Below are 22,151 nucleotides of genomic sequence, written 5' to 3'. Positions count from 1 at the left end.
TGGTGGTGCTTCTTCACACTGCCCCCAACCCCGCCTAACACTAAACCCGCAGATTTGCCGGTTGAAACAGCGTCAGGCCCCCAGGGAGCAGCGATTATGTTCAAAAAGTTAATTACCGGAGTTCAGGGAAAATCGCAAGATTTCGTGGCTCTCAACCCAGAGCTGCGCTTTTATGTGATCGGAGATATCCATGGCTGCGACGACCTGCTGGCCAAACTTCTGACGCAACTAGATCCTGATCTGCCTGTTGTCTGCCTTGGGGATTATATCGACCGGGGAGAGCAGAGTGCAGCGGTGTTGAAGCGACTGATGGCACGGCCTGATATTACCGCCTTGACCGGCAATCATGAGGCGATGTTGCTTGAGTTTCTGGCGGATCCAATCCCGAACGCGGAGGTCTGGCTGCGTAATGGCGGATTGCAGACGCTGGCGAGCTTTGGTGTGGGTGGGGTTTCGGAACAATCCTCCGAAGCCGACCTGGAAAGCGCTGCGCGTACACTTCGCGCGGCGATGGGCGCCGAGATGATTACGTGGCTGGAGACTCTGCCGGCCTGTTGCCAGTCTGGCAATGTCTTCATGGCCCATGCAGGTGCCGATCCCGAAGCGCCGTTGACAGCTCAGTTTCGGCAGGCGCTGGTGTGGGGGCGCCCCGATACGCGCCGCCTGCGTCGTGAGGATGATATCTGGGTCGTGCACGGCCATTGGATCGTGAAAGAGCCGACCGTCGCCGAGGGGCGGATCGCATTGGATACCGGTGCATTCGCCACCGGCCGTCTGACGGCGGCAGAGATTGATCGCGGGCAGGTTACGTTCATCTCGACTTGATGCGGATCTGCTCATTTCGCGGAACGGAAAGACGGCTGGCACGTTCCTCATCAAACCCGCGTGGGGAGAGAGGCGCGCGCCTTTCTTGGCCAGGTTGATTACTGATTGCAACGGCATCGGGAGGAGAGGTCAATGACGACAGCCAAGAAGAATGATCCGGAGCTCTGGCAGGAGGTCAAGAAAGAGATCACGCAAAGCGATAAGGGCGGTGAGCCGGGGGAATGGTCCGCCCGAAAGGCCCAGCTGGCTGTGCAAATGTACAAACGACGTGGCGGGACCTACGCAGATAAGGGCCCCGATCAGGAAGAGACCGATCTCAATCAATGGAGTGAAGAGGATTGGGGAACCAAATCCGGCGCCAAAAGCAGCGACACCGGCGAGCGCTACCTCCCCAAGGACGTTCGGATGGTTCTGACTGAAGACGAATACCGGCGCTCAACCGCGAAGAAACAGAGCGATACACATGATGGGAGCGAGCAGTTTTCGGATCAACCTGACGACGTCCAAGACAAAGTTGCGCAGATAAAGGAGACCGGCCCGACCTACGATATGCTGTATGAGCGGGCGCAGGACTTGGGGATCGACGGGCGCTCGAAGATGTCCAAGGAGGACCTGCTGAACGCCATCCGTCAATCGACCGATGACAACGGTCGTGCCAAGGGCAGTAAGGCCGCTCTGAATGCCCGATCCAAATCTGAACTGTACCAACGCGCGAAGGATCGCGATGTTTCCGGCCGTTCCGAAATGTGCAAGTCTGAACTGGTTGATGCTTTGGCCAAGCCCTGACTGGATTTTAGCGAGGGTTATCTCCGGTGGCGGGGATTCCGCTGGGGTCTCTCTCGCGAACGCCTCGCGGAAGGTGGATCATCACCCAGCCAACCTGCGCATGACCATTTCGATCGGGCCGTTTTTGGCAAAACGTGCCCAAGTCCACGCATATCCCGTCGCGCAGATGCAGAACAGCAGGGCTGCCGAGACGGCAGCCTCAGGCGTCTGACCTTCCAACATGTTCATTTCTTCCAGAATACCCATGCCGATGAGAATATGCGCAATATAAAGCGTCAGGGTCTGCCGGCCCGCGGGGGCCAGTGCCTGCACGACGCCGAGCCGTTGCAGCGTCGGCGTCAACAACAGGCATCCACCGATCACGATGCCGGCGGAGGAGAGCCCGGCGATCATGTAGAATGGCATTGGCGGGATTGGCAGTGTTGTCGCCAAGTCTGCCAGTTCAGGATCTATCTCACGCAGACTTTGAACCGCGATTGCGCTGGTTGCTTCGGTCACCGCGTAAATTACCGCGCCGGCGAGGATAAGGCCGATTTGGAATCTTCGGCTCTGCAATGGCATCCGAGACAGGAGGATACCGGCAAGCAGAAATGCAAGCCAAGGTATAACAGGGTGCCATCCGTTGAACAGAAGGTGGCGCAGAAAACCTCTGATCGTCCAGAGGTCCGCATAGGTATAGAGCTCCCAATCCCAGCCGCTGTCGTAGTTGAAGATCAATAGCATCACTGGAAACATCAGGATTAGCATCACTGTGAGAGAAGCGAGCAGCCGTGTCGACGCCCTCAGCAGGACTGCCGCGAACATGAAATAGACAGCATAGTAGTGTAGGATATCAGCATCAAAGATCAGCATGTTGACCATTCCGAGGCCCATCAGGAATGCAGCACGCCGGACTGTCGTTGCGGCGATACTGTCTGTTGACCGGTTTGATGCAAGGCCAAGCCCGATCCCGGCCAGAACGACAAAACATGCAGCCGCGCGCCCCTCAAGGGCGGTGCTTAAAATCGCCACAACACCAGTGCCGCCCTCCGCACCCATGGCGATCTTGAAATTGACGATGACCATTCCGACAAAAGCGAAATAGCGTGCAAGGTCTAAGCCTTGCAGACGGGGTGAGGGCGTGGGGGTCATATCTATTCCAAGCGAATGAACGTACGTTCACTATATGAGCTGTGTCGCTTTGTGTTCAACCCAAATAGGTAGAGTAATCCCGAATTGTTCAGACGAGGTATTCGCCCGCTTACGACTGAGGGGCGTGCTCAATGCCTTCGAAACGACCTTAAAAAGGGAATGCGCAAGTGTAAGGAACTGTGAGTGATCCCACAGCCAATCGAACCTTGACTAAAATTTTATCAACATCTTATCGTGTGAAGTATCGTCTACTCATGGTGGGTTTACGGTGAAGTTTCTGGTTTGGGTCGCGCTTTGTTGGCGATAGTGGAGTGATTGGTAAAAATGCCAAATGCAGTATTGAACGATATTTTGGAACTGGAAGAGTGGCTCGAATACATCGGGGGCGTGGTATCCTATAGTGGTAACACCGATTTGCTCGCGGCCTTCAATGCAAGCAATGTAACACAGCTGACCGTTGGAGAATTCCTCTCCATCATCGACGCTGCCGAGCAGGCAATTTTGTCGATCAACTGGCAAGACCTTGTTGATCAGGTTGCAGAATTGCTGAACACGCCATTCATTTCAGAGCAGCTTACAGCGGCTGAAAAACAAACTATCCTCGATTCGCTTTCGATGATCGAACCGTCTGACATAACTGAAGGGTTTGATTTGCTCCGGGCTGAATTTGCCGGGATTTCAACCGGAACGCTGGTCGTTGATGCCATGAATATCGCAGGCCAAGAAACGCCGGTTGGTACTGACGGAAATGACGTACTGGCGGGCACCGTAGGCAGTGATGACGTTCGCTTGATGAACGGAGATGACGCTTTTGCCGCGGGGCAGGGGGACATCGGCGACGATACTATTCGCGGAGGTTCCGGAAATGACACCATCAATGGCGGATCGGGTCAGGATGTTCTCTTCGGCGGCAGTGGTGAAGACTTGCTACGTGGGGGGTGGGGTTCCGACCTCATGAAGGGTGGCCGACAGGCAGACGTCCTTATCGGTGCCCAAGGCCATGACACGGTCTATGGAGAAGGCGGGGCCGATCGTTTGGATGGTGGTTCAGGCAACGATCGTCTGGTCGGCGGTTCGGGCCATGACACAATCCTGGGCGGAGCAGGGATCGACAGGTTGTTTGGCGGAAATGGTAACGACAGTTTGGTTGGTGGCGCGCAGGCGGATTATTTCATTTTCCGGGGTAATTTTGGCGACGACACCATTCGCGGGTTTGCGGCGCTCAGTGATGCGGAGAAAATTGACCTGCGGGGCGTCTCAGAAATTTCTGACCTCAGTGACTTGCGCGATAATCATCTGACACAGGACGGCAGCAACGCAATTATTGCGGATGGTCTAGGTAATACGATCACGCTGCTTGGTGTTGATATCAATGATCTCGATGCAGGTGACTTCATCTTCTAATCGCAGCCAGATTTAGCGGTGCAATAGATATGCACCGCTAATATGGTCGTTTAAGGGGCGCATAGTTAACGTGTCAGCCGTTTCGCTCCCATGTACCTAGCCCAATTCGCGGAGCAGGGCCGGTGACGGAGTTCCGGTGGCAGGTAGGCCACGGCTTTGCTGATAGGCGCGGATGGCGGTTTCGCTGTTTGGTCCGATAACGCCATCTGCACCGCCGGTGTCAAAGCCCTTCGCTGTCAGGCGTTTCTGCAACAGGATACGATCATCTTTAGTCAGACCATTTGCGTCTGGCGGAAAGCTGCTGCGCAGGGGGCCGCCCCCACCAATACGGTCCGCGAGATGACCGACTCCGATCGCATAGGCGTCAGAGTTGTTATAGCGCTTGATGGCGCGGAAATTGCTTGTGACTGCAAACTTCGGACCGCCTGCCTGGGGTTGGATAAGGGTCCCACTGACAGCTGCTGTTCCGGTCACCTCTCGACCCCAGCGCAACCCGCGGGTCCAGCCGTTGCGTGCCAGATAGGCGGCGGTCGAAGCCAGCGCGTCGCTGGGGTCTTCGGACCAGATGTCGCGACGACCATCGCCGGTGAAATCAACGGCAAACGCCTGATAGGAGGTAGGGATAAACTGTGTATGCCCCATCGCGCCAGCCCAGCTGCCAGTCATGCGTGCGGCGGAAATGTCGCCATTCTGCAGAATTTTAAGGGCTGCGATCAGTTGCTTTTCAAAGAAGGCGCCGCGGCGGCCATCAAAAGCGAGGGTCGATGTGGCTGAGATGACTGGCACGTCACCGCGGCGTTCGCCGAAAAAACTTTCAAGACCCCAGATTGCAGTGATGATTTCGGCATCAACACCATAGGTCTGCTCAAGCGCGTTGAGAGTGCCGCGATAGCGGGCATAGGCCGCGCGCCCTTTGCTGACGCGTTCGTCGGAAGCGGCAATAGAGAGATAATCCTCAAGGCTGCGTTTGAACTCCGTCTGATTGCGATCGCGTTTGATCACACCCGGTAGGTAGCCTGCGCCACGAAACGCGGCATTGAGAGTGCTGTTGTTGATCCCGGCGGTGCTTGCGCGTTGGCGAAACCCGGCAACCCAAGCATCATAGGCCGCGTTTGGCACCGGGCGCAGATCGGCCGGTAACCCGCCGACAGTGCGCGGTGCCGATGTCCTGGTTACCCCTTGGCTGCAGGCCCCGAGGCCAAGCGCCATCAGTCCGAATCCGAAGCTGCGTCGTGAAATGCTCATCTGCCTGCCTGCCATTTGTTTTTGTCACGACAATCCTATCGGATCACTGCGGTGCTGCAAGGCTTTGGCTGGCGATTATTCGCCTGTCATAATGGAGAGGTGTCAGCGCGCCTACTCTGGATCACCGTCCGTGGTGGTGAGGCGATAGGTGCTCCGCTCGGCGGGCGTCAGGAGGTAGATTTCATCGGATGGGGTCATCAGCGCGGGTTGCATCATCAGCGGATCCACGCCCATTTCCTGAAGATAGCTCATGACCTCACCCTGACCGCGCTGGATCTGCTCTACGGCGACAAAGGCGGGCAGCACGGTATTCTGACCGAAATAATGCTGATGTACGCCGATCATGGCGTCTGCATCTGCAATTCTGCTGACCCCGGCGGCCAAAATATAGGGGCACGCGGACAGGCAGATGTCACTGGCACTCATCACAGTGTTCATATCTCGTGCGCGCAGGGCGCGACCAATGGTCAAAGCGTCAGAGACGGAGCCGCCCGGGCTGTTGAGGTAGGCTCGTGACGGCAGGGTTTCCAGCGTCTCCAGATAGTCGCTAAAGCGCATCGCGTCGCCCTCGGCGATCCGGCCCGTCAAGGTCAACACGGTTTCGCCCTGCCACTGAGGTGTGGCGAAGGTCAGCCTGTCGGGCATATTCTCAGTGCTGGGCAATGGTCGGCTGCCAGGGGCAGGCGGGCGATCTGGCAGCTGTGTGGGAGTGTATCGCCTGGTCTGATCGCCAGGACCAATCGGTGCTGTCAGCTCCGGTGCGGTAGAGGGCCAAGCCAGTTGCGGAATAAGCTTTGCAAGATCCGTTCCGAGCAAGACAGCCGCAAACCCGAGCTGCGCTGCAAATACCCATCGCAATACGCGCCAGGTATCTGGCCTTTTTCGACGGCGCGCGACAGCTATCGGCTGGGGGTCGTCGCGATCAATCGGCACGGCGTTTATCGTCCAGACTGGCGATATCCGGCGGCTGGCTGCCGGGTGCGGCGAAGGGGCCTGCGCGTTCCAGAGACGTGTCAATATCCCGGATGGCGGCCACGGCGGCGCGCAGCTCCGCCAGCGTCATTGTGTCCTCGGTGGCGGCCCCTTCACGGCCGGCGCGGATTGCCGCTTGTGTAATGGCGACAATCAACACCAGCACCGCCGGCAGGAGGTCAATCGCAATCGCGCCTGCCCAAGACGGCACGAAATTGCCAGCATAGAGAATAACAGCATCCGCAGCAGAAACAGGAGTGTAGGTGGTATCACGTGGCGGAGTCATGCTCAGCACTGCGCTGGCCGCCGCGCCTAGCCCATCGGCGCGTTGCGCCAGAACGCGCCGAACACTGTCGATAGTGGCCTGCTGGCCTTGTCGGGTGGCCGCATCTGAACCGTCCAGTTCTGGCGTGACGACGCTGTCGGAAAGGTCGCGCGCCGCCCTTTGGACCAGTGGGGCGACCGACAGTTGGCGCAACTGGGTGATCACATTGGCCAGGCGTACGGCCTCTTCTGAAAAGAGGACCGACCGCTGGGCGACCGGACCTTGTTCGACAGTGAGCGCCCGCATGCGCGATAGGATGACATTACCCTCGTCAAAGGCAGCCTCCACCAGCGGTTGTTGGCTGGTGATCTGAGTTTCCAACGCCGCCAGCTCATCCGATTTCTGGCGCAGCAATCGGAATACTGCGCCCTGACCGGCGAAACCGGATAATTGACCGGTTGCCTCCTGCTCTGAGAGGTCAACAAAGGTCTGTCGCACCCGTGCGACGTCCCGCGCCAGGCTCTGACCACTCTGGGTGATTTCATCCGCGCGTTCCAATGCGGTCTGATAATCCTGCACCGTCACAGCCAGATGCTGTTCAACAGCGGCAGCGCCGGCCAAGGCAGCGGCATTCAGCCAGGACGACATTGCGATAATCGCAACCGATCCCAGCGCCATCGACAGCACAAGACCAATGCGCGCAGCGGCTGTCCGCACGGTCGGTACCAGGCGCATCATATAAGACCAGAACACAAAAATCCCGACTGAAACGGCCACCGAATACGCCAAGGCTGCGATCACCGAAAATGCGCCGGTATCATCCAACAGAGACGAGACGCCAAGATACGTGTAGATCCCCGAGGCGACGGCCAGAACGCCAAGCGCAGTACCTGTGATGCTATCAAGCCAGCTGAGGTGGTCCTCCAGATCGCGGGCGTTCTGCGCGGCGCGGGCTTCGCTCCGGCTCAACCCGGAGGCGGATCCGGGGGCACGATCTGAGTGCTGACCGCTGGGTTTGGTGGTCATGCGCGATGCTCCTTGTTGCTCGTCCCAAGATATGACGCGTAGGGGCAGATGCAATCGCTGCTGTCGCAACGCTGGTGAATTGCCGCTCTATTTGCGTTGGGACTGGGACTAATCCTCGCCGTCGGACGTATCCCGGCCGTTGTCGAGATCCGGTCTATGTTGTTGTGCCCAATCAACGATGGTGAGGATCAGAAATGCCAGCAAGGCCACCGAGGCGGCCTCGGCAATGAAACCGAATCCGACGGCAATGCCAACCACACCCACAACCCAGATGGCTGCACCGCTGCCAACCCCACGCAGTTTGCCGGTTTCGGTAGTCGACATGATCGCCCCGGCACCCAGAAATCCGATGCCGCCCACGATACCTTGTATCGTCCGGGATGGATCAACGGCAGCGGTTCCCTCCTGCGCAGTAGCCGCAAGATTAAGAGTGAGCATCGTCAGCGCACAACAGCCAAGACAGATCAGCATATAGGCGCGCGCGCCCAGTGGCTTTTTTTTGATTTCGCGGTCGAGACCGATCAACAGGCCCAAAGCAACAGCGAGACAGCAGCGCAGAAGAAAACTGTCATAGGCGATCATGGCGGCTGTCTGGGATGCGGACATCGTGGACCTTTCCAAGGGAGCAGCCGAAATGCACAGCGAGTGTCGCGATACGGCCATCGTAGCCTATCCTTGCAAGAAAAAAGGAAAATTTCTACTGCTCTATGTGTGATTTCAAAACTCGCTGTTTACAGTCGGGGTCGCGGAGCGCTATCAAATCGATCATTCCACAGAGCACTCCGGCGCGCCCGACGCCGGATCTCCAGCCCAAATGAGGTAGAGATGTCAGAAACCGCCACTGAAACTGTGCTCACGATTTTGCAGAATGATTTCGAAGAGATTGTTGCGTCCTGGATTTCGACCCAAAGCGACGAAGGTGTGCAACGGATTGATCTTTTCAGTCACAAAGAGGGGCGGGAGCAGACCAGTGGCTTGTTGCGCGCGCTTATTTCTGGGATCGAAAAGGGTGCGACAGGCGATCGTTTTGATTTGTCCAGTGACGCTTGGGTGGATTTGCGCAGCGTGTTGGTTGACGTCACCAAGGAACGCAGTTCACGCGGTGTGAGCCCCAGCGATATGGCTTCCTTCGTGTTGGCGCTGAAGGCGCCAGTGTTCTATCGCCTCAAAGACAAACTGGCAAAATACCCGACCAACCTGGTGGAGGAAATCTGGTTCTTCAGCCGGGTGATCGACGCATTTGCAGTCTATTGTGCAGAGGTTTTTATTGCCGAACGGGACCGCATTATCGAACAGCAGCGTGACCAGATGCAGGAACTGTCCACACCGGTGGTTGAGCTATGGGACAAAGTACTGACCCTGCCTCTGATCGGTACGATGGATTCAGCACGCGCGCAGGAGGTGATGGAAAACCTGCTGGAAACCATTCTGCGCCGTCAGGCAGAGGTGGTTATCGTCGACCTGACTGGCGTGCAGACTGTAGACACCCAGGTGGCCCAGCATATGTTGCGGATGGCTGCGGCTGTGCGCCTGATGGGCGCGCAGTGTATTATCAGCGGTATCAGCCCGACCATCGCGCAGACGATGGTGCAATTGGGTGTGGATGTCGGCGAGGTAACAACCCGGTCTACCATCCGCAGTGGTCTGGCAGATGCGTTGAACCGCGTCGGTTATGAAATCACCAAGAAGAAGGATCACTGACATGTCCAGCGCGTCGGCCATTTACTTTGTCGAAGGCGTTCTGTTGGTGGCGATCCAGGAAGACATTTCTGACACTGATATTCTGGATTTGCAGGAGGCCCTCTCCGAGCGTGTGGTGGATGAAGCGGCCCGGGCGGTGGTCATGGATATCAGCGCATTGGAGATTGTCGATACCTTCGTTGGTCGCATCCTGGCGCAGTTGGCCAGCGTATCAAAACTGCTGGATGCCCAGACCTACGTGGTTGGCATGCGCCCGGCAGTGGCAATGACACTGGTGGAATTGGGCATGGACCTGCCCGAGAGTAAAACGGCTCTCAGCCTGACACATGCGTTGCGCGATCTGCGCGGTGAACGTCGGGGATGATACCCACGGATGGTGTTCTGATCGGTATTTATGCACTGATCGGAGATCGCGATGTTATTCAGGTGCGCAGGATCGCTGGCCGTGAAATGGCTCAGCGCGGTACGCGCACCGTTCAAAAAACCCGCTTTGTCACTGCGGTCAGTGAAATTGCAAGAAATGTGGTGATGCATGGTGGCGGAGGCGAAGCGCGTATCTATATGCACAGTGAACCGTCCGCAATCAGCGTGGTCTGTGTCGACAATGGGCCCGGGATTGCGGATCTGGACGCTGCGTTCAGCGATGGTTTCAGCACTGCAGGGAGCATGGGGCGCGGCCTGGGCGGCGCGAAACGCCTGAGCGATGCGCTGGAGGTCGAAACCGAAGAAGGCAAAGGAACACGCGTGACGATGATGGCCCGGATATGACCCATTGGTTGCCCATTTCAGACCCCAGCGACGTTTCGGTCTGTCGCCGCAACGCGCGCCAGCTGGCGCAGGTCGCGGGGTTTTCACAGGCCCGGACCGAAGAAATCGCCATCGTTGTCAGCGAGGCGGCGACCAATGTTCTGCGATATGCCAAACGGGGGCGTTGTCTGTTACAGCGAATGCCGGGCATCGGTGGCCCGCGTTTGGCGGTGATCGTCGTGGATCAGGGACCCGGGATCGATGCGCTCGACAAAATGATGCGGGACGGGAGCAGCAGCGAAGGCTCGGCAGGGCTGGGTTTGGGTGCGATGCAACGGTTGTCGGATCAGTTTGATATCTATTCAAACCGTGATGAGGGCACAGTTGTTGCGTGTGAATTCCAACTGCGCCCATACCGGCCGACCGCAATGGAGGTCGCGGGTCTTTTGGTGACCCACCCCGGAGAAACCCGCTGTGGCGACGCTTGGGATATGATATGTGTGACACCCAATGCGACCCCTGATGGCAGACTGGATCTGATCCTCTGCGATGGGCTTGGCCATGGTCACCGGGCGGCGGATGCTGCTGAACGGGTTCTGCACGCCTTTGGGCACAAGCCGGGTCGTACCCCTGCTGCGGCCTTGGCAGATATTTCTGTCGATATTGCGGATACACGTGGTGCTGTCGCGGCCTGTGTGGCTGTGGCTGCGGATGGGCGACGCATGTCCTATGCCTCCGTTGGCAATATTGCGACGATCCGCGCCCGGCTGGGCGAGACGAAGAGATTTGCGACCCGCGATGGCCATCTCGGAGGACCCGCACTTTCTCCGTATTCGGATGAGGTCGATCTGCAACCCGGTGATACCGTTATTCTGCACAGCGATGGTCTGCTGACGTTACGGGACCTCCACGAGAAACCCGCTCTGCTGATGCGTTCGGCGCTGTTGATTGCGGGAAAACTCATGGCCGAGAATTTCAGGGGTCGCGACGACGCCAGTCTAGCTGTCATTAAAATCGCGAAAGAGATGTAGACCCGTGTCGACCGCCCTGATCACTTTGAAAATTGATACAGAACAAGATGTTCTGAGGTTACGCTTTATCGCGATGGCGATTACCAAGGCCTTGCAGTTCGGGACGTTTTCCCAGACGCGGGCGGTGACGGCATTGCTTGAGGCGGCTCGAAATGCCCAGCAGCATGCCAGTGTCGGGCGGGTCCGGTTGAGCCTGCAGGAGCATGGCAACAAGGTGGCCATGCGGGCCATCATCACAGATCAGGGGCCTGGGATTGATGGGCTCGACGATATTTTGCGGGGCCGTAGGGGCGGAGTCGCGCCTGGTCCGGGGTTGGGGCTGGGGTTGCGCGGGCTGTCCCGTCTTTCGGATCATCATGCGATACGCAGCGGACCGGAGGGCACAGAGATCGAACTTCTGTTCCTGAGTCCGGTCAAAAGCGATGGAATGATCGCCGCCGCTCAGGCCGCGACTGACGCTATCAGCAAGATCCGGGATGCTGACCCCGTTGCGGAACTTGCTGAACAGAATCGGGTGCTGCTCGAAGCGTTGACGGAACGGGATCTTCTGATGAAGGAGGTCCATCATAGGACCGGCAACAATCTGGCTCTGATCGGCGCGCTGATCCGGATGAGCCGAAGAGGAGCTGAGGCACCGGAAACCGTTTCTGTGCTGTCGGATCTGGAGGCGCGGGTTCAATCGGTGATCCGTGTGCACGAACAATTGCAGCGTTCTGCGCGGGTTGATCATCTGCAGGCGCTGCCCTTCCTGCAGGAGGTCGCCGCCAATGCCGAGGGGGCGTTCAGCTCCGAGATCCTCAAAGTGGCGGTATCGGTGCGCGGCGATGACATTGAGATCCCAAGCTCAATGGCGATTGATCTGGGCCTTCTGACAGGTGAGCTGCTGACGAACGCTTACAAGCACGCCTTTGTCGGGCGTGAGCAGGGGAATATTCTGGTTGAGTTGACCGAACAGGATGACGCATTGCAACTTGTGATCGCGGATGACGGGCACGGCCTGGCCGAGGGCGATGCCCGACCTGAACGTTCCGGTTCTCTCGGCTGGCGCATGATCCGCAGTATGGTCGGAAAATATGCAGGCACAACCGAGGTGGATGGCTCCAATGGCATGCGGGTGCAATTTACCCTGCCGTTCGCCCGCGAACATACCGACAAGTCAGCCTGATCGAGCCAAGGCGCACCAGTAAGCGATGCCGTGGTCGATGGCGTCGTCATTAAAATCATAACCCGGATTATGCAGTTGCATGGCATGCGCGCCTTCTGTGCCATTGCCCATCAACATAAATGCGCCCGGGCGGTGCTGGAGGAAGGCTGCAAAATCCTCTGAGAATCCCACACGCCCGTACTGCGCATCAATGCTGCCAGCGGACCCTGCTGCAGCAACGGCCAATGCGGTTGCGTCTGCGTCATTCACCAATGGCTGGAACGATGTTGAATAGGTGACCTCGCAGTTGGCACCTTGTGCGGCGCAGATGCCACTGGCGATGTCGCGTATGCGCTGTTCGATCGTGTGGGAGACATGGGCGTCAAATCCCCGACAGTCTCCGGAAATCAATACGTTGCTGGCCAGAATATTACGCGCGCCGTCGGTTTCGAAATTCGTGACTGAAACAACGCAATGATCCCGTGCTGACACGGAGCGCGCTGTGATCGTCTGCAGTTGACTGACGATCGCAGCGCCTGTCACGATTGGATCAATCGCTTTCTCTGGCATGGAGGCATGGCCGCCTCGTCCGGTGATGCGGATCTCGAAATTATCCTCAAAGGCACAGAACGCACCGGTTTCAGTCGCGAAATGGCCAAGCGGCATCCCCGGCATGTTGTGAAGACCATAGATCCGGGTGATATCAAAGCGATCAAACAGCCCATCGGCAATCATCGCCGCAGCGCCAGTGCCGTTTTCCTCGTCCGGTTGAAAGAGAAAATGGACGGTCTGGTTGAAGTCAGGATCATGCGCCAGACGCAGTGCAGCGCCCAGTAGCATGGTGCTGTGTCCGTCGTGACCGCAGCCATGAAACTGGCCGGGATGGCGTGAGCGATAGGAGAGGTTGGTGGCTTCCTCAATCGGCAGCGCGTCCATATCGGCGCGCAACGCAACCCCAGCGGTGGACTCACCCCGTGTCAATGTAGCCACGAGACCAGTGCCACCAATTCCGCGGGTCACCGTCAGCCCGGCCTGCTCCAGTTCTGTGGCAATGGCATCTGAGGTACGTGTGAGGTCAAAACCTGTTTCCGGATGTGCATGTAAATCACGCCGAAAGGCGACGAGATCCAACTCAGACATCGTCAACGCCCCCTTCTGAAAGGATCACCAGTGGCCGCATGTCAGGAGATGTGCCTGCTTCCAGATCCTGAACCAAAGCCGTCAGCCCGGCAGCGCCGGATGGGGTACTTGCGATCCCAAGCGTGGCGGAGATCTCAGCCCCTCTGAGCGCCGCTGAGTCAGAGATCGTCACATATCGGTCGGCTGCCTTGGACAATATTTCGTAGGCAAGCATCGAGGGTGTCTTGCAATCCAGACGCCCCATATTGGAGACCGGGCCTTCTACCGTCACCATTTCACCTGCGCGTGCGCTCTGCTGAAGGCAAGGAGCCGCGTCGGGTTCAACCACGATGATTTCGGGCTGAACAGTCCAATTGGCACGGATCATATAGGCCATCGCTCCAGCCAGACCGCCGACACCGGCCTGCAGGTAGACATGGGTCGGCCATTGGCCCGAGCTTGCGAAACTGTCGCGCATTTCCTGTGCGATCACCGTGTAACCTTCCATCACCAGACGGGGTGGCTCTGTGTAGCCGGGCCAGGACCCATCGGCCAGGTGAACTGCGCCGCTTTCCTCTGCATCCTTGATGGCGGCGGCGATGCTCTCCTCATAGGTCGCACCGGAGCGGACGACTTCGGAGCCCTTGGCACGCAGCCGCTGGACAAAATCCTCAGGTACGGTATCGGCGAGATGGATGCGGCAAGCCGCTCCAAAAAGCCGTGCCCCGGCGGCAACGGCCATGCCATGGTTCCCAGCACTCGCACAGACAAAGGTCACATTCGATGCTGCAGCCCGCCCGGTGTCACTGGTCAGGTCATTCTCTGTCAATCCGGTTGCGCGCATCAACAACTCGGCGACAGCATAGACACCGCCCATCGCCTTGAATGCCCCAAGGCCCATCCGATTGGTCTCATCCTTGATCCAGACCTGCTGGCCGGCCACCTCATGCAAGGCCAACGGGGAGGGACGATACGCAGGGCAGGCGTGTAGCATCTGTTGGGGCTTGGCGGGGTCGAGCGTGACATTGATCTTGTTCATGTCATCAGTCTAGGCAAGAGTATTGCTATGTTCTGGTCAAAGTTAGACTAAATGCGAAAAAATATTGCACTCTGATGAGGTTCTATGGGTGAAAAACTCGATAAGGCGGATGTGACGCTTCTAACGCTTCTGCAACGCAATACGCGGCTTGGGCTTGAGGCTATGGCGGCTCAGGCGGGGTTGTCGGCTGCCTCCGTACAGCGGCGCCTGAAATCGCTGCGCCAACGCAAGGTAATCACGGATGAAATTGCATTGGTTGACCCGGCCAAGGTCGGTATGCCAATGACATTTGTGGTGATGGTGGAACTGGAACGGGAGCGGTTGGATCAGATCGACGCCTTCACCCGCCGGGCAGGGTCCGAACCGATGGTTCAGCAGTGCTACTATCTGACAGGTGAGGCGGATTTCTGTCTGATCTGCACCGCGTCGGATATGGAGGCCTTTGAAGAGTTGACCAAGCGGTTGTTTTTCGAGGACTCAAATGTGCGTCGCTTCCGGACCTCTGTGGTGATGGGGCGCAAGAAAGTCAGCCTTGAAATTCCGGTCTCCGCGGGATGACATCAGACTGGCAGGGCGATGCCTTGTTGCCACGTCGGCCCCAGTTATCAACCGGATGGAGTGTCTGAGATGTTGTTTCGTTTGCTATCACTTCTGATGATCCTATTGGCGTTGCCATATGGGCCTGCGTGGGCTGTGGATCGCGCAAAGGTCGAGAGGCAGTTTCAGCAGTGGTTGGCGCAGGAGGTTTGGCCCGAGGCGCGGGCGGCCGGGGTACGGCGCCCGACATTTGATGCGGCCTTCTCCAAAGTGAGATTGAACTGGGACTTGCCGGATCTGGTGCCGCCCGGCAGCAAAGCGACCTTGCCCCGCCGCCAGCGTCAGGCGGAATTTGGCGCGCCGGGACGATATTTCAACCGCGGTTCCGTTGATGGCGCAACCTCGATGGGGCGCCGGATGGCTAAGCGGCACGCGTCCGCCTTGCAACAAACCGAACGCAGGACCGGCGTGCCGGGACGGATCATTCTGGCGATCTGGGGCCGCGAGAGCGGGTATGGTCAGGTAAAGATCCCTCACAACGTCTTTGAAGTTCTGGGCACGAAGGGGTTTATGAGTCGCCGCGCTGACTATTTCCGCCAAGAATTGATTGCCGCGCTGCAGATCGCTGAGGCAGGTCATGCGCCGGAACAGGCTATGCGGAGCAGTTGGGCGGGCGCGCTGGGACAGCCGCAGTTCATGCCGTCCAGTTTCCTCAAGTTTGCCGAAGACGGCGATGGGGATGGGCGCGCCGATATTTGGCGCTCAGAAGCGGATACGATCGCCTCAATCGGGGGATATTTGGCGCGACACGGCTGGGACAAGACTCGCGATTGGGGCTTTGAGGTTTCAGTGCCCGCCTCGGTATCCTGTGCTCTGGAAGGACCTGATCAAGGGCAGAGCATTCGCGAGTGGGAGGCGCTAGGCATTCACCGCGGTTCTGGCCGCGCCTTTCCCGCGCATGAACGTGATGGCGTGGCCTATCTGATGATGCCGGCAGGGCGCAACGGGCCGGCATTTCTTGTGACACCGAATTTCTATGTGCTGAAAGAGTACAACAAGAGCGATCTCTATGCGCTGTTTGTCGGGCATGTCGGGGATCGTATTCAGTTTGGTGTGCAGGATTTTCGAGGCGCTTGGGGCCGGGTGGACAGTATGCTGCGTTCCGACGTGGCGGCCATGCAGCGTGGACTGGAACGGCGCGACTACGATGTTGGCGGCGCAGATGGGCTTGCGGGGTTCAAGACCCGCCGCTCGATCGGCCGTTGGCAGGAGGCGACCGGACAACAGGCAACCTGCTTCCCAAGTGCCGCAATGAAGGCCGACCTGTCCAGATAAGCTACTATCTGGACACGGCGCCTGCCGGTTCAGCACCAATTTCCGGATGGTCCAGCTTTGCGTCGTTGCAATCATCCAGCCAGTGATAAAAGCCGGAAACCATCTCGGGCAACCCGTGACGGGGCGGTGCAAGGCTGTCTCGTCTGGTGAAATCAAACTCAGTGGTGGCTACGGCAGTTGTCCCCTTGGGGACAACTGCGGGCAAGGCGTTTTCGGGTGCGAAATTTGATATCTCTTGATATATATCAGACCATTGCCAACTTTTTGTGACGGCAAAGTAGCGGCCTTCCGCTTCGGGTTTTTGCAGAGCGGCCAGACATTGCCTGGCCAAATCTGCCGGATGGATCAGCGACATTGACCCATTTGGCGTGTTGCGATGCCACGGACGTGCATTGACTGCCATATCGCGAAGACGGCTCAGCACATGACCCTGATGATGGCAGGGCAGTATCCCAGGGCCAAGGATCATGCCCGAGAGCAGAATAACCAGACGCAAGTCACGGTCCTGTGCCAGACGTGTCGCGGCAATTTCCATCGCGGTTTTCTGCGCCGCTATGAACTTCTTCTGCTCAATCTGGTGTTCAAGGTCAGAATGGTGCCGCAGTTCATTCTTGATCGCTGGGGGCGGGTTCGGATCTGTGGAAGCGGTGCTCGACAGAAGCACGATATCGCCAATTCCGTTGCGATCCGCCGCTGTGATCAGGTTGCGGCAGGCTGTTTTTGTAGGGTTTATGCAATGCGCCATCCCGGCGCGCGGATCCAGATCGTTTGCGGGGGTCCCGTCCGGGGCGCTGCGAATAGACGGCAGGCAGGCGATGACCAATGCATCGCTACCCTTCAACGCATCGGCGAAACTTTCGGGTTGGGCCGTGTCTGCGGATATTAGACGGAGCCTGTCGCGGGCACCGGGCAAGGCCATGAGCGGAACAGTTTTCGAGGTATCTGTCGCGTCCCGCAATGTGCCGGTGACACGCCATCCCAACGCGAGGGCGGCGCGGGCGATATGTGCGCCCGCAAGCCCGGAAACACCCGCCACGCAGATATGCCGAGCCGTGTGTTCAGTGCCGCCAAAGGAGGCCTGTCTCAGGTTTTGCGACGAGGTGGCACCGGTCATGGCATTGTCCCCTTCTTAGAGCGATACGTTCAACCTGGGAGGATTGACACGCAGGGTGCCCTCCATCCGCAGGCAAGCTCGCAGCGGCAGACAAAAATTGCACATCGAAAATCTTGAGGTAGGGCATCAGCGATGTCTGATGGTCTATGCGTCCGTCAGCCTCAGAAATTCTGAGGCGCAGATTTCAAAGTTTCGATTGGATGTAACGCACGCTTTGCATGAACCCTAGCAGCTGAATGACTGGATCTTTCTGGTGAACTAGGCCGCCGAACAGGGGTCCGGTTATCAGGACACCGCATCATCCGGCGATTGCACAGCAAGAGGGCTTTGAAGTGACTGATCATGTAAAACGACCCCGTTTTCTTCAAAGTTTGATTGCAGAAAGATGGGATCACTGCGGCGCGCAGACCCAGGTGTTTGCCGATGCGGCAACCAACCAACCTAATGCTGTGCTTGCTTACGGTAGTGATGACGGGATCCAGGCCGTTGACTTTGCCCGAGCGGTCGGAGGGCCTGCATTGCGCGCTATGGGGTTTCAGGATCGTGCGCAGCAACTGCGGGCTGTTGCACGTATTTTGAAGGACAATCGCGCTGCACTCTATCGTGAGAGCCTGACCATTGGTGCGACGCGGCATGACTGTGAACTGGATGTGGACGGCGGTATTGCGCGCCTGTCGGCTCTGGCCGGGCAGGCGTTGAAGTCACTGCCCAATGCGCCAGTCCTGCACCTTGAGGATGGTATCGGACCGGGCAGCACCACCGGCCGCCAGCAGATCCTCGCCCCGCTGTCCGGTGTTGCGCTGCATGTTACTGCGCTGGATAATCCGGTTTCGGGGCTTCTGGAGCAAATAGCGCCCGCACTCATCGCTGGCGTGCCATGCATCGTCTGCCCGGATCCAGTCACCGCCTGTGTGAGCGAACGCTTGGTGAAGCTGATTCACGACAGTCAGATCCTGCCAACCGGGGCCTTGCAACTGATATACAACCCGCCTCTGGGGCTTGTGGACAACCTGTCCGCCGGAGACGCAATCAGCTTTGCCGGCTCCCGCAGTACGGCCCAGAAATTACGGCAGCACCCCGCGGTGGCTGCCGGTCTGGTGCGGCTGCAATCCTGCGAGACGGGCCTGTCTGCAGCGATCCTCGGCAGCGACGTGGCCCCGGGCAGCCAAGAATATCAGTTTTTCCTGCGGGAGATCCGCAGTGAATTGATCCTGAGGGCCGGCCAGCGGCGTCATGCAGTGCGCCGTATTCTTCTGCCCCGCCACCGCGAGGCCGAAGTACTCGCAGATCTGTCCGCGACCCTAGCGGATACTATTCTCGGAGTGCCGGATGATGCAGCCACCCAGATGGGGGCATTGGTCTCACGCGGGCATCTTGAGACAGTGCAGAAGGCACTGGATGAGTTACGTCATGTGGCAGAGTTCGTATCCGAACCGATTATTACACCGGGTGAGACGGGCGGGGCTTTTCTGTCGCCAGTGCTATTGCACTGCGCCAAGCCTGCCAACACCCCTGATGTTCACCATACCTTCGTTCAGGGGCCCGTGGCGACGGCTATGGCCTACGACAGCCTGTGTGACGCGATCGCGCTTGCCAATCTGGCGCCCTGCTCGCGCTACTCAAATGTTTTTACCAACGATAGCCCACTGGCACAGGAAGCAGCGGCCTGCCTGACATCAGCGGAAGGTCAAATCCGGATTTGCGGAAGTGAAATGGCACGTCAGGCCTTGGAGTTGTCGCCGGATCCATCAGTGCCGCGGCTATTCGCTGCGACACACCATGCACAGGTCTGTGGCGCAGAAGACATCCGCCATGCCGTCGCCGCCTATATGATGCGCACGGAGATACACGCGCCGCCGCAGTTGCTGACCGCACTCACGGGCCGATGGGTTGAAGGGGCGGAGACCAGGCACAACGGGCACCCGTTTCGTAAATCTCTGGAAACATTGCGGATTGGGGATCAGCTCATCACTGAAACGCGACAGATTACTGAACAGGATGTAGAGCAATTTGCCCATTTTACGGGGGATGTATTCTACGCCCATATGGACCGTGAAGCAGCACGCTCACACCCGTTTTTTGATGACCGTGTCGCGCATGGGCAATTGGTGGTGTCCTTTGCGAACGGGCTTCTGGTTGATCCTGCGCCAGGCCCTGTTCTGGCCAATATCGGCTCCGATAATTTGCGTTTTCACGCACCGGTGTATTTTGGCGATTCCTTGCATGTGCGCGTGACCTGCAAGGAAATCACACCGCGCGCCTCTGCTCCCTTTGGAGATGTGCGTTGGGACTGTTGCGTTCTGAATGCCTGTGGTGCGGTGGTCGCTCGGTTCGATCTGCTGACCCTGGTGATGAAGAGTTGGCCGCCGGTTCCTCAGCACAACGTGAGTGAACATAAAGCTGCGCCGCATACGGCAGCCACCCCTCACAGGGCACAGGATCCGGTTCAGCAACCGGCTGAATAGAGTATTTCAACAAACTGATTACAGGACATTTTCAATGACTGACACTGCTTCGCGCCCGCGTATTCTCATTGGGGTTACGGGCTCACTGGATGCCACGATGCTGCCGCTGTACCTTCGGGCGATCAAGAATGAGATCGACTGTGAACTCACCGCGCTGTTTACACCAACTGCAACGAAATTCGTTAATATGGACGCGGTCGCGTTGTTTCTGGATCGGGTGATCAGCGGTGATAACCCCAAGGATTGGCCGACCGATAAACCGGGCCGCATTGTTGCGGATCACGATATTCTGGCCATTCTGCCTACGACGGCGAATACGCTGTCTGCGATAGCGCATGGATCCTCGCAAAACCGACTGACCACTGTGATTCTGGCCGCGACCTTTCCGGTGTTGCTGTTCCCTGTCATGGGCGGTCCGATGTGGGAAAAGCCGGCGGTGCGTCGCAACGTCTCCCAGCTGCGCGAAGACGGCTATGAGGTGTTTGAACCGGTTTGGCGCGAGAACTACGATCCGTTGCTGAAGATCCAGCACGGGCATCACTCGCTGCCCGATCCGGAGAAGGTTGTGCAGATTCTGCAAAATCGTTTGCCCACAGCTCGCTGATATCGGCCAATAGGGATCTGATACTATCCGGCGCAGATGCAGCTGCGCCGGTTTTACTCTGCGTCAGAGTGCGTCAATGATGACCGTAGCTGCGAATATCCCGCCCCTTTCCCGTCCAAGAACCCGATGATCCTGTGCACGAAGGGACACCGTAACGCGATGCCGCCCGGTTGGTAGATGTCCGAGCACGACATTTGGCTGATAGGCAGTAGCGAGTTTTTTGTCACCAAGATGAACATGGGCATGCCCCCGCGGCCAGGTCGGTGGCATTGCTGACGCAAAGGTCGGTGAAGACGAAATTCGCGACCTCGATCCGCAGGCGCCAACCATCCGCCGCGTTGTAGACGCTGCTGACCCGAAGGTCTGGCTGCGGTTGGTGAGCCGGAAGCGTGACAAAAAGTGCAGCGGGCAGGGCGTCCACCTGTTTGATCTGCGGCAGGCAGGCACAGATGGCAATGAGCGGGGTCGCGGCAAGCATGCTGATGCAGAACACTCTTTGCAGCATCCCGCTAGGCCCTTTGGGCTTCGGAAAGGGCGGCCTGCGGTCGCTGCAACAGATCAATAGGGGCGCCGCCGTGCAGCAGGAAGAATAGAAAAACCCCATATAGATTGCCATGCAGCAGGGGCGTTTCCTGCAGGCTGATTGCGAAGAAGGTGAAAGCACAGAGCAGAAACAGCGAGATGGGCCGTATCAATTGCCCAAGGGCTAGGAGAATGCCGGCCATCAGCTCAATCGCCATCATCGTCAGTGCAACAACCGATAGCGGCAGGCCGAAGAACCATATGTTCCCGTGCTCCAGAATTGCGATCAGCAGGGTGGGTTGCAGAAATTTCACCAAGACAGCGATCACTGCAAAGGTTCCGCCCATGGTTATTTGAACCAAGCTCCAGACCAACGAAGGCGCATTGGGCAAAAGCGGTGGGAGGCTTGGCGGCAGCAGGCGATCAAGGCTGAGTGAGCCACTACCAACATGCAGGAGCAGAAACGCCGGCGCGGCAAAATGGAAGCCGTAGTAGGCGATGAAGTCGAGGGAGAACAGGCAGCTGCCAAACGCAACAAGACCAAGGATGCCGAGAGCGGCCAGCCGTGTACCAAGCCCCAATACCAGCAACACAGATGTGATCAGCGCAGGCAACGCAAGCCAGTCCCAGCCGGGGATAAGAGCCAGCTGCATATCGGGGACAAACAGTGTTGGGGTGCTCCATGTTTCAGTGCCGTGCCGGGGCAGTCCGCCCATAGCATTCATGCCCACAGTTGTCCCCAGACCAAGACGCAGGCACAACGGACCCCAGTCGTGACTGCGATGATTCAAGCTTCTGAAAAGCCGGTCCTCCTTTGGGCGCAAGAGTTGCCCCGCGAGAACGGCTGCGAATACGGCGAGCGTTGCGAAAAGGGCGAAGACAAGCAATAGGCCAGGGCTGCGAAACAGCTCGGGCACGCTGCGCTGTGACAGGGTTTGAACCTCTTGGGGCGTCAGCAGCCATGGTTCATGTGCTGCCGCAGATCCGCTGATCAGGATCAGGCCGAGACCCAGACTGAGAACTATACGGGCAGAGACAGGCTGCGCCATAGTCTGGCTCCTTGGCTAGTGGCGAGCACATTCGCAGCAGGTCCCCGCAACAGGTGCAACCTGCTGTGGGGATTACGTTATCCTGACTGT

The 22,151-nt window shown here is 58.1% G+C and carries 22 protein-coding genes; 12 read left to right on the top strand and 10 right to left on the bottom strand.

The annotated features are described in order from the left end of the window. Positions 1 to 96: 96 nt before the first annotated feature. Positions 97 to 825 carry a metallophosphoesterase gene (locus INHI_RS0102255; RefSeq protein WP_027246558.1) on the top strand — a complete coding sequence of 243 codons (729 nt, stop codon included), beginning with the start codon at positions 97 to 99 and terminating at the stop codon, positions 823 to 825. A gap of 132 nt (positions 826 to 957) precedes the next feature. Then, entirely contained in the window at positions 958 to 1,611 is a 654-nt protein-coding gene (locus INHI_RS0102250) for a hypothetical protein (protein WP_027246557.1), read from the top strand. Positions 1,612 to 1,692: 81 nt separating this feature from the next. Here the strand turns inward: INHI_RS0102250 and INHI_RS0102245 are convergent, their stop codons facing one another. Further along, positions 1,693 to 2,742 carry a DUF418 domain-containing protein gene (locus tag INHI_RS0102245; protein WP_027246556.1) on the bottom strand — a complete coding sequence of 350 codons (1,050 nt, stop codon included), beginning with the start codon at positions 2,740 to 2,742 and terminating at the stop codon, positions 1,693 to 1,695. Positions 2,743 to 3,066: 324 nt separating this feature from the next. Between INHI_RS0102245 and INHI_RS0102240 the strand changes: the two genes are divergently transcribed. Continuing rightward, positions 3,067 to 4,146, top strand: coding sequence for a calcium-binding protein (locus INHI_RS0102240; RefSeq protein WP_014881695.1), 1,080 nt, complete (start codon positions 3,067 to 3,069; stop codon positions 4,144 to 4,146). Between the two features lie 96 nt (positions 4,147 to 4,242). Here INHI_RS0102240 and INHI_RS0102235 read toward each other — a convergent pair whose 3' ends face one another. The 4 genes from INHI_RS0102235 to INHI_RS0102220 all read right to left on the bottom strand — a co-directional run bounded on the left by INHI_RS0102235 (position 4,243) and on the right by INHI_RS0102220 (position 8,260). Further along, the gene (locus INHI_RS0102235) at positions 4,243 to 5,391 is read right to left on the bottom strand and encodes a lytic murein transglycosylase (protein WP_027246555.1); all 1,149 of its coding nucleotides are present in this window, start codon (positions 5,389 to 5,391) and stop codon (positions 4,243 to 4,245) included. Positions 5,392 to 5,502: 111 nt separating this feature from the next. Next, positions 5,503 to 6,036 (bottom strand): COG3904 family protein, encoded by a 534-nt coding sequence (locus tag INHI_RS21280; protein WP_254656816.1) that lies wholly within the window; start codon positions 6,034 to 6,036, stop codon positions 5,503 to 5,505. A 277-nt stretch (positions 6,037 to 6,313) separates the two neighbouring features. Then, positions 6,314 to 7,654: a hypothetical protein gene (locus INHI_RS0102225; protein ID WP_027246553.1), complete on the bottom strand. Its 1,341-nt coding sequence runs from the start codon at positions 7,652 to 7,654 to the stop codon at positions 6,314 to 6,316. A gap of 108 nt (positions 7,655 to 7,762) precedes the next feature. Beyond that, a complete protein-coding gene (locus tag INHI_RS0102220; RefSeq protein WP_254656815.1) occupies positions 7,763 to 8,260 on the bottom strand; it encodes an MgtC/SapB family protein in 498 nt (165 codons plus the stop codon). Positions 8,261 to 8,479: 219 nt separating this feature from the next. On the opposite strand from INHI_RS0102220, the gene INHI_RS0102215 reads away from it, so the two are divergent. From INHI_RS0102215 to INHI_RS0102195, 5 genes are read left to right on the top strand one after another with little or no spacing between them, the layout of a single operon-like run. Beyond that, positions 8,480 to 9,355, top strand: coding sequence for an STAS domain-containing protein (locus INHI_RS0102215; protein WP_014881700.1), 876 nt, complete (start codon positions 8,480 to 8,482; stop codon positions 9,353 to 9,355). A gap of 1 nt (position 9,356) precedes the next feature. Next, on the top strand, positions 9,357 to 9,719 hold the full coding sequence (locus INHI_RS0102210) for an STAS domain-containing protein (protein ID WP_014881701.1): 363 nt from the start codon (positions 9,357 to 9,359) through the stop codon (positions 9,717 to 9,719). Continuing rightward, entirely contained in the window at positions 9,716 to 10,123 is a 408-nt protein-coding gene (locus INHI_RS0102205; RefSeq protein WP_051338922.1) for an ATP-binding protein, read from the top strand. Before INHI_RS0102210 ends, INHI_RS0102205 begins: the two co-directional genes overlap by 4 nt. Next, positions 10,120 to 11,133, top strand: coding sequence for an ATP-binding protein (locus tag INHI_RS0102200; RefSeq protein ID WP_027246551.1), 1,014 nt, complete (start codon positions 10,120 to 10,122; stop codon positions 11,131 to 11,133). The genes INHI_RS0102205 and INHI_RS0102200 overlap by 4 nt, the downstream gene beginning before the upstream one ends. A gap of 4 nt (positions 11,134 to 11,137) precedes the next feature. Next, positions 11,138 to 12,298, top strand: coding sequence for a sensor histidine kinase (locus INHI_RS0102195; RefSeq protein WP_254656814.1), 1,161 nt, complete (start codon positions 11,138 to 11,140; stop codon positions 12,296 to 12,298). On the opposite strand, the gene INHI_RS0102190 is transcribed toward INHI_RS0102195, so the two are convergent. Then, positions 12,290 to 13,417: an amidohydrolase gene (locus INHI_RS0102190; protein WP_027246549.1), complete on the bottom strand. Its 1,128-nt coding sequence runs from the start codon at positions 13,415 to 13,417 to the stop codon at positions 12,290 to 12,292. The genes INHI_RS0102195 and INHI_RS0102190 overlap by 9 nt on opposite strands. Further along, positions 13,410 to 14,435, bottom strand: a complete 1,026-nt coding sequence (locus INHI_RS0102185) for a pyridoxal-phosphate dependent enzyme (RefSeq protein WP_027246548.1) — start codon at positions 14,433 to 14,435, stop codon at positions 13,410 to 13,412. The genes INHI_RS0102190 and INHI_RS0102185 overlap by 8 nt, the downstream gene beginning before the upstream one ends. An 84-nt stretch (positions 14,436 to 14,519) precedes the next feature. Between INHI_RS0102185 and INHI_RS0102180 the strand changes: the two genes are divergently transcribed. Together INHI_RS0102180 and INHI_RS0102175 are read left to right on the top strand one after the other, a co-directional pair. Continuing rightward, complete coding sequence (locus INHI_RS0102180) at positions 14,520 to 14,993, top strand: Lrp/AsnC family transcriptional regulator (RefSeq protein WP_014881707.1); 474 nt, start codon at positions 14,520 to 14,522, stop codon at positions 14,991 to 14,993. A 69-nt stretch (positions 14,994 to 15,062) separates the two neighbouring features. Further along, positions 15,063 to 16,307 (top strand): lytic murein transglycosylase, encoded by a 1,245-nt coding sequence (locus INHI_RS0102175; RefSeq protein WP_027246547.1) that lies wholly within the window; start codon positions 15,063 to 15,065, stop codon positions 16,305 to 16,307. Positions 16,308 to 16,311: 4 nt separating this feature from the next. On the opposite strand, the gene INHI_RS0102170 is transcribed toward INHI_RS0102175, so the two are convergent. Beyond that, a complete protein-coding gene (locus INHI_RS0102170; protein ID WP_027246546.1) occupies positions 16,312 to 17,421 on the bottom strand; it encodes an NAD-dependent epimerase/dehydratase family protein in 1,110 nt (369 codons plus the stop codon). 332 nt (positions 17,422 to 17,753) lie between these two features. Between INHI_RS0102170 and paaZ the strand changes: the two genes are divergently transcribed. Next, positions 17,754 to 19,886, top strand: a complete 2,133-nt coding sequence (gene paaZ / locus INHI_RS0102165) for a phenylacetic acid degradation bifunctional protein PaaZ (protein WP_027246545.1) — start codon at positions 17,754 to 17,756, stop codon at positions 19,884 to 19,886. Positions 19,887 to 19,920: 34 nt separating this feature from the next. Beyond that, on the top strand, positions 19,921 to 20,490 hold the full coding sequence (locus INHI_RS0102160) for a flavoprotein (protein ID WP_014881712.1): 570 nt from the start codon (positions 19,921 to 19,923) through the stop codon (positions 20,488 to 20,490). 223 nt (positions 20,491 to 20,713) lie between these two features. Here INHI_RS0102160 and INHI_RS21275 read toward each other — a convergent pair whose 3' ends face one another. Continuing rightward, on the bottom strand, positions 20,714 to 20,995 hold the full coding sequence (locus tag INHI_RS21275; protein ID WP_254656813.1) for a hypothetical protein: 282 nt from the start codon (positions 20,993 to 20,995) through the stop codon (positions 20,714 to 20,716). Between the two features lie 4 nt (positions 20,996 to 20,999). After that, a complete protein-coding gene (locus INHI_RS0102150; protein WP_027246544.1) occupies positions 21,000 to 22,061 on the bottom strand; it encodes a hypothetical protein in 1,062 nt (353 codons plus the stop codon). Positions 22,062 to 22,151: the final 90 nt, after the last annotated feature.

Source organism: Phaeobacter inhibens DSM 16374 (genome assembly GCF_000473105.1).
In the GTDB taxonomy this organism is placed as follows: domain Bacteria; phylum Pseudomonadota; class Alphaproteobacteria; order Rhodobacterales; family Rhodobacteraceae; genus Phaeobacter; species Phaeobacter inhibens.
This window is presented reverse-complemented; position numbering and strand designations above follow the sequence as displayed.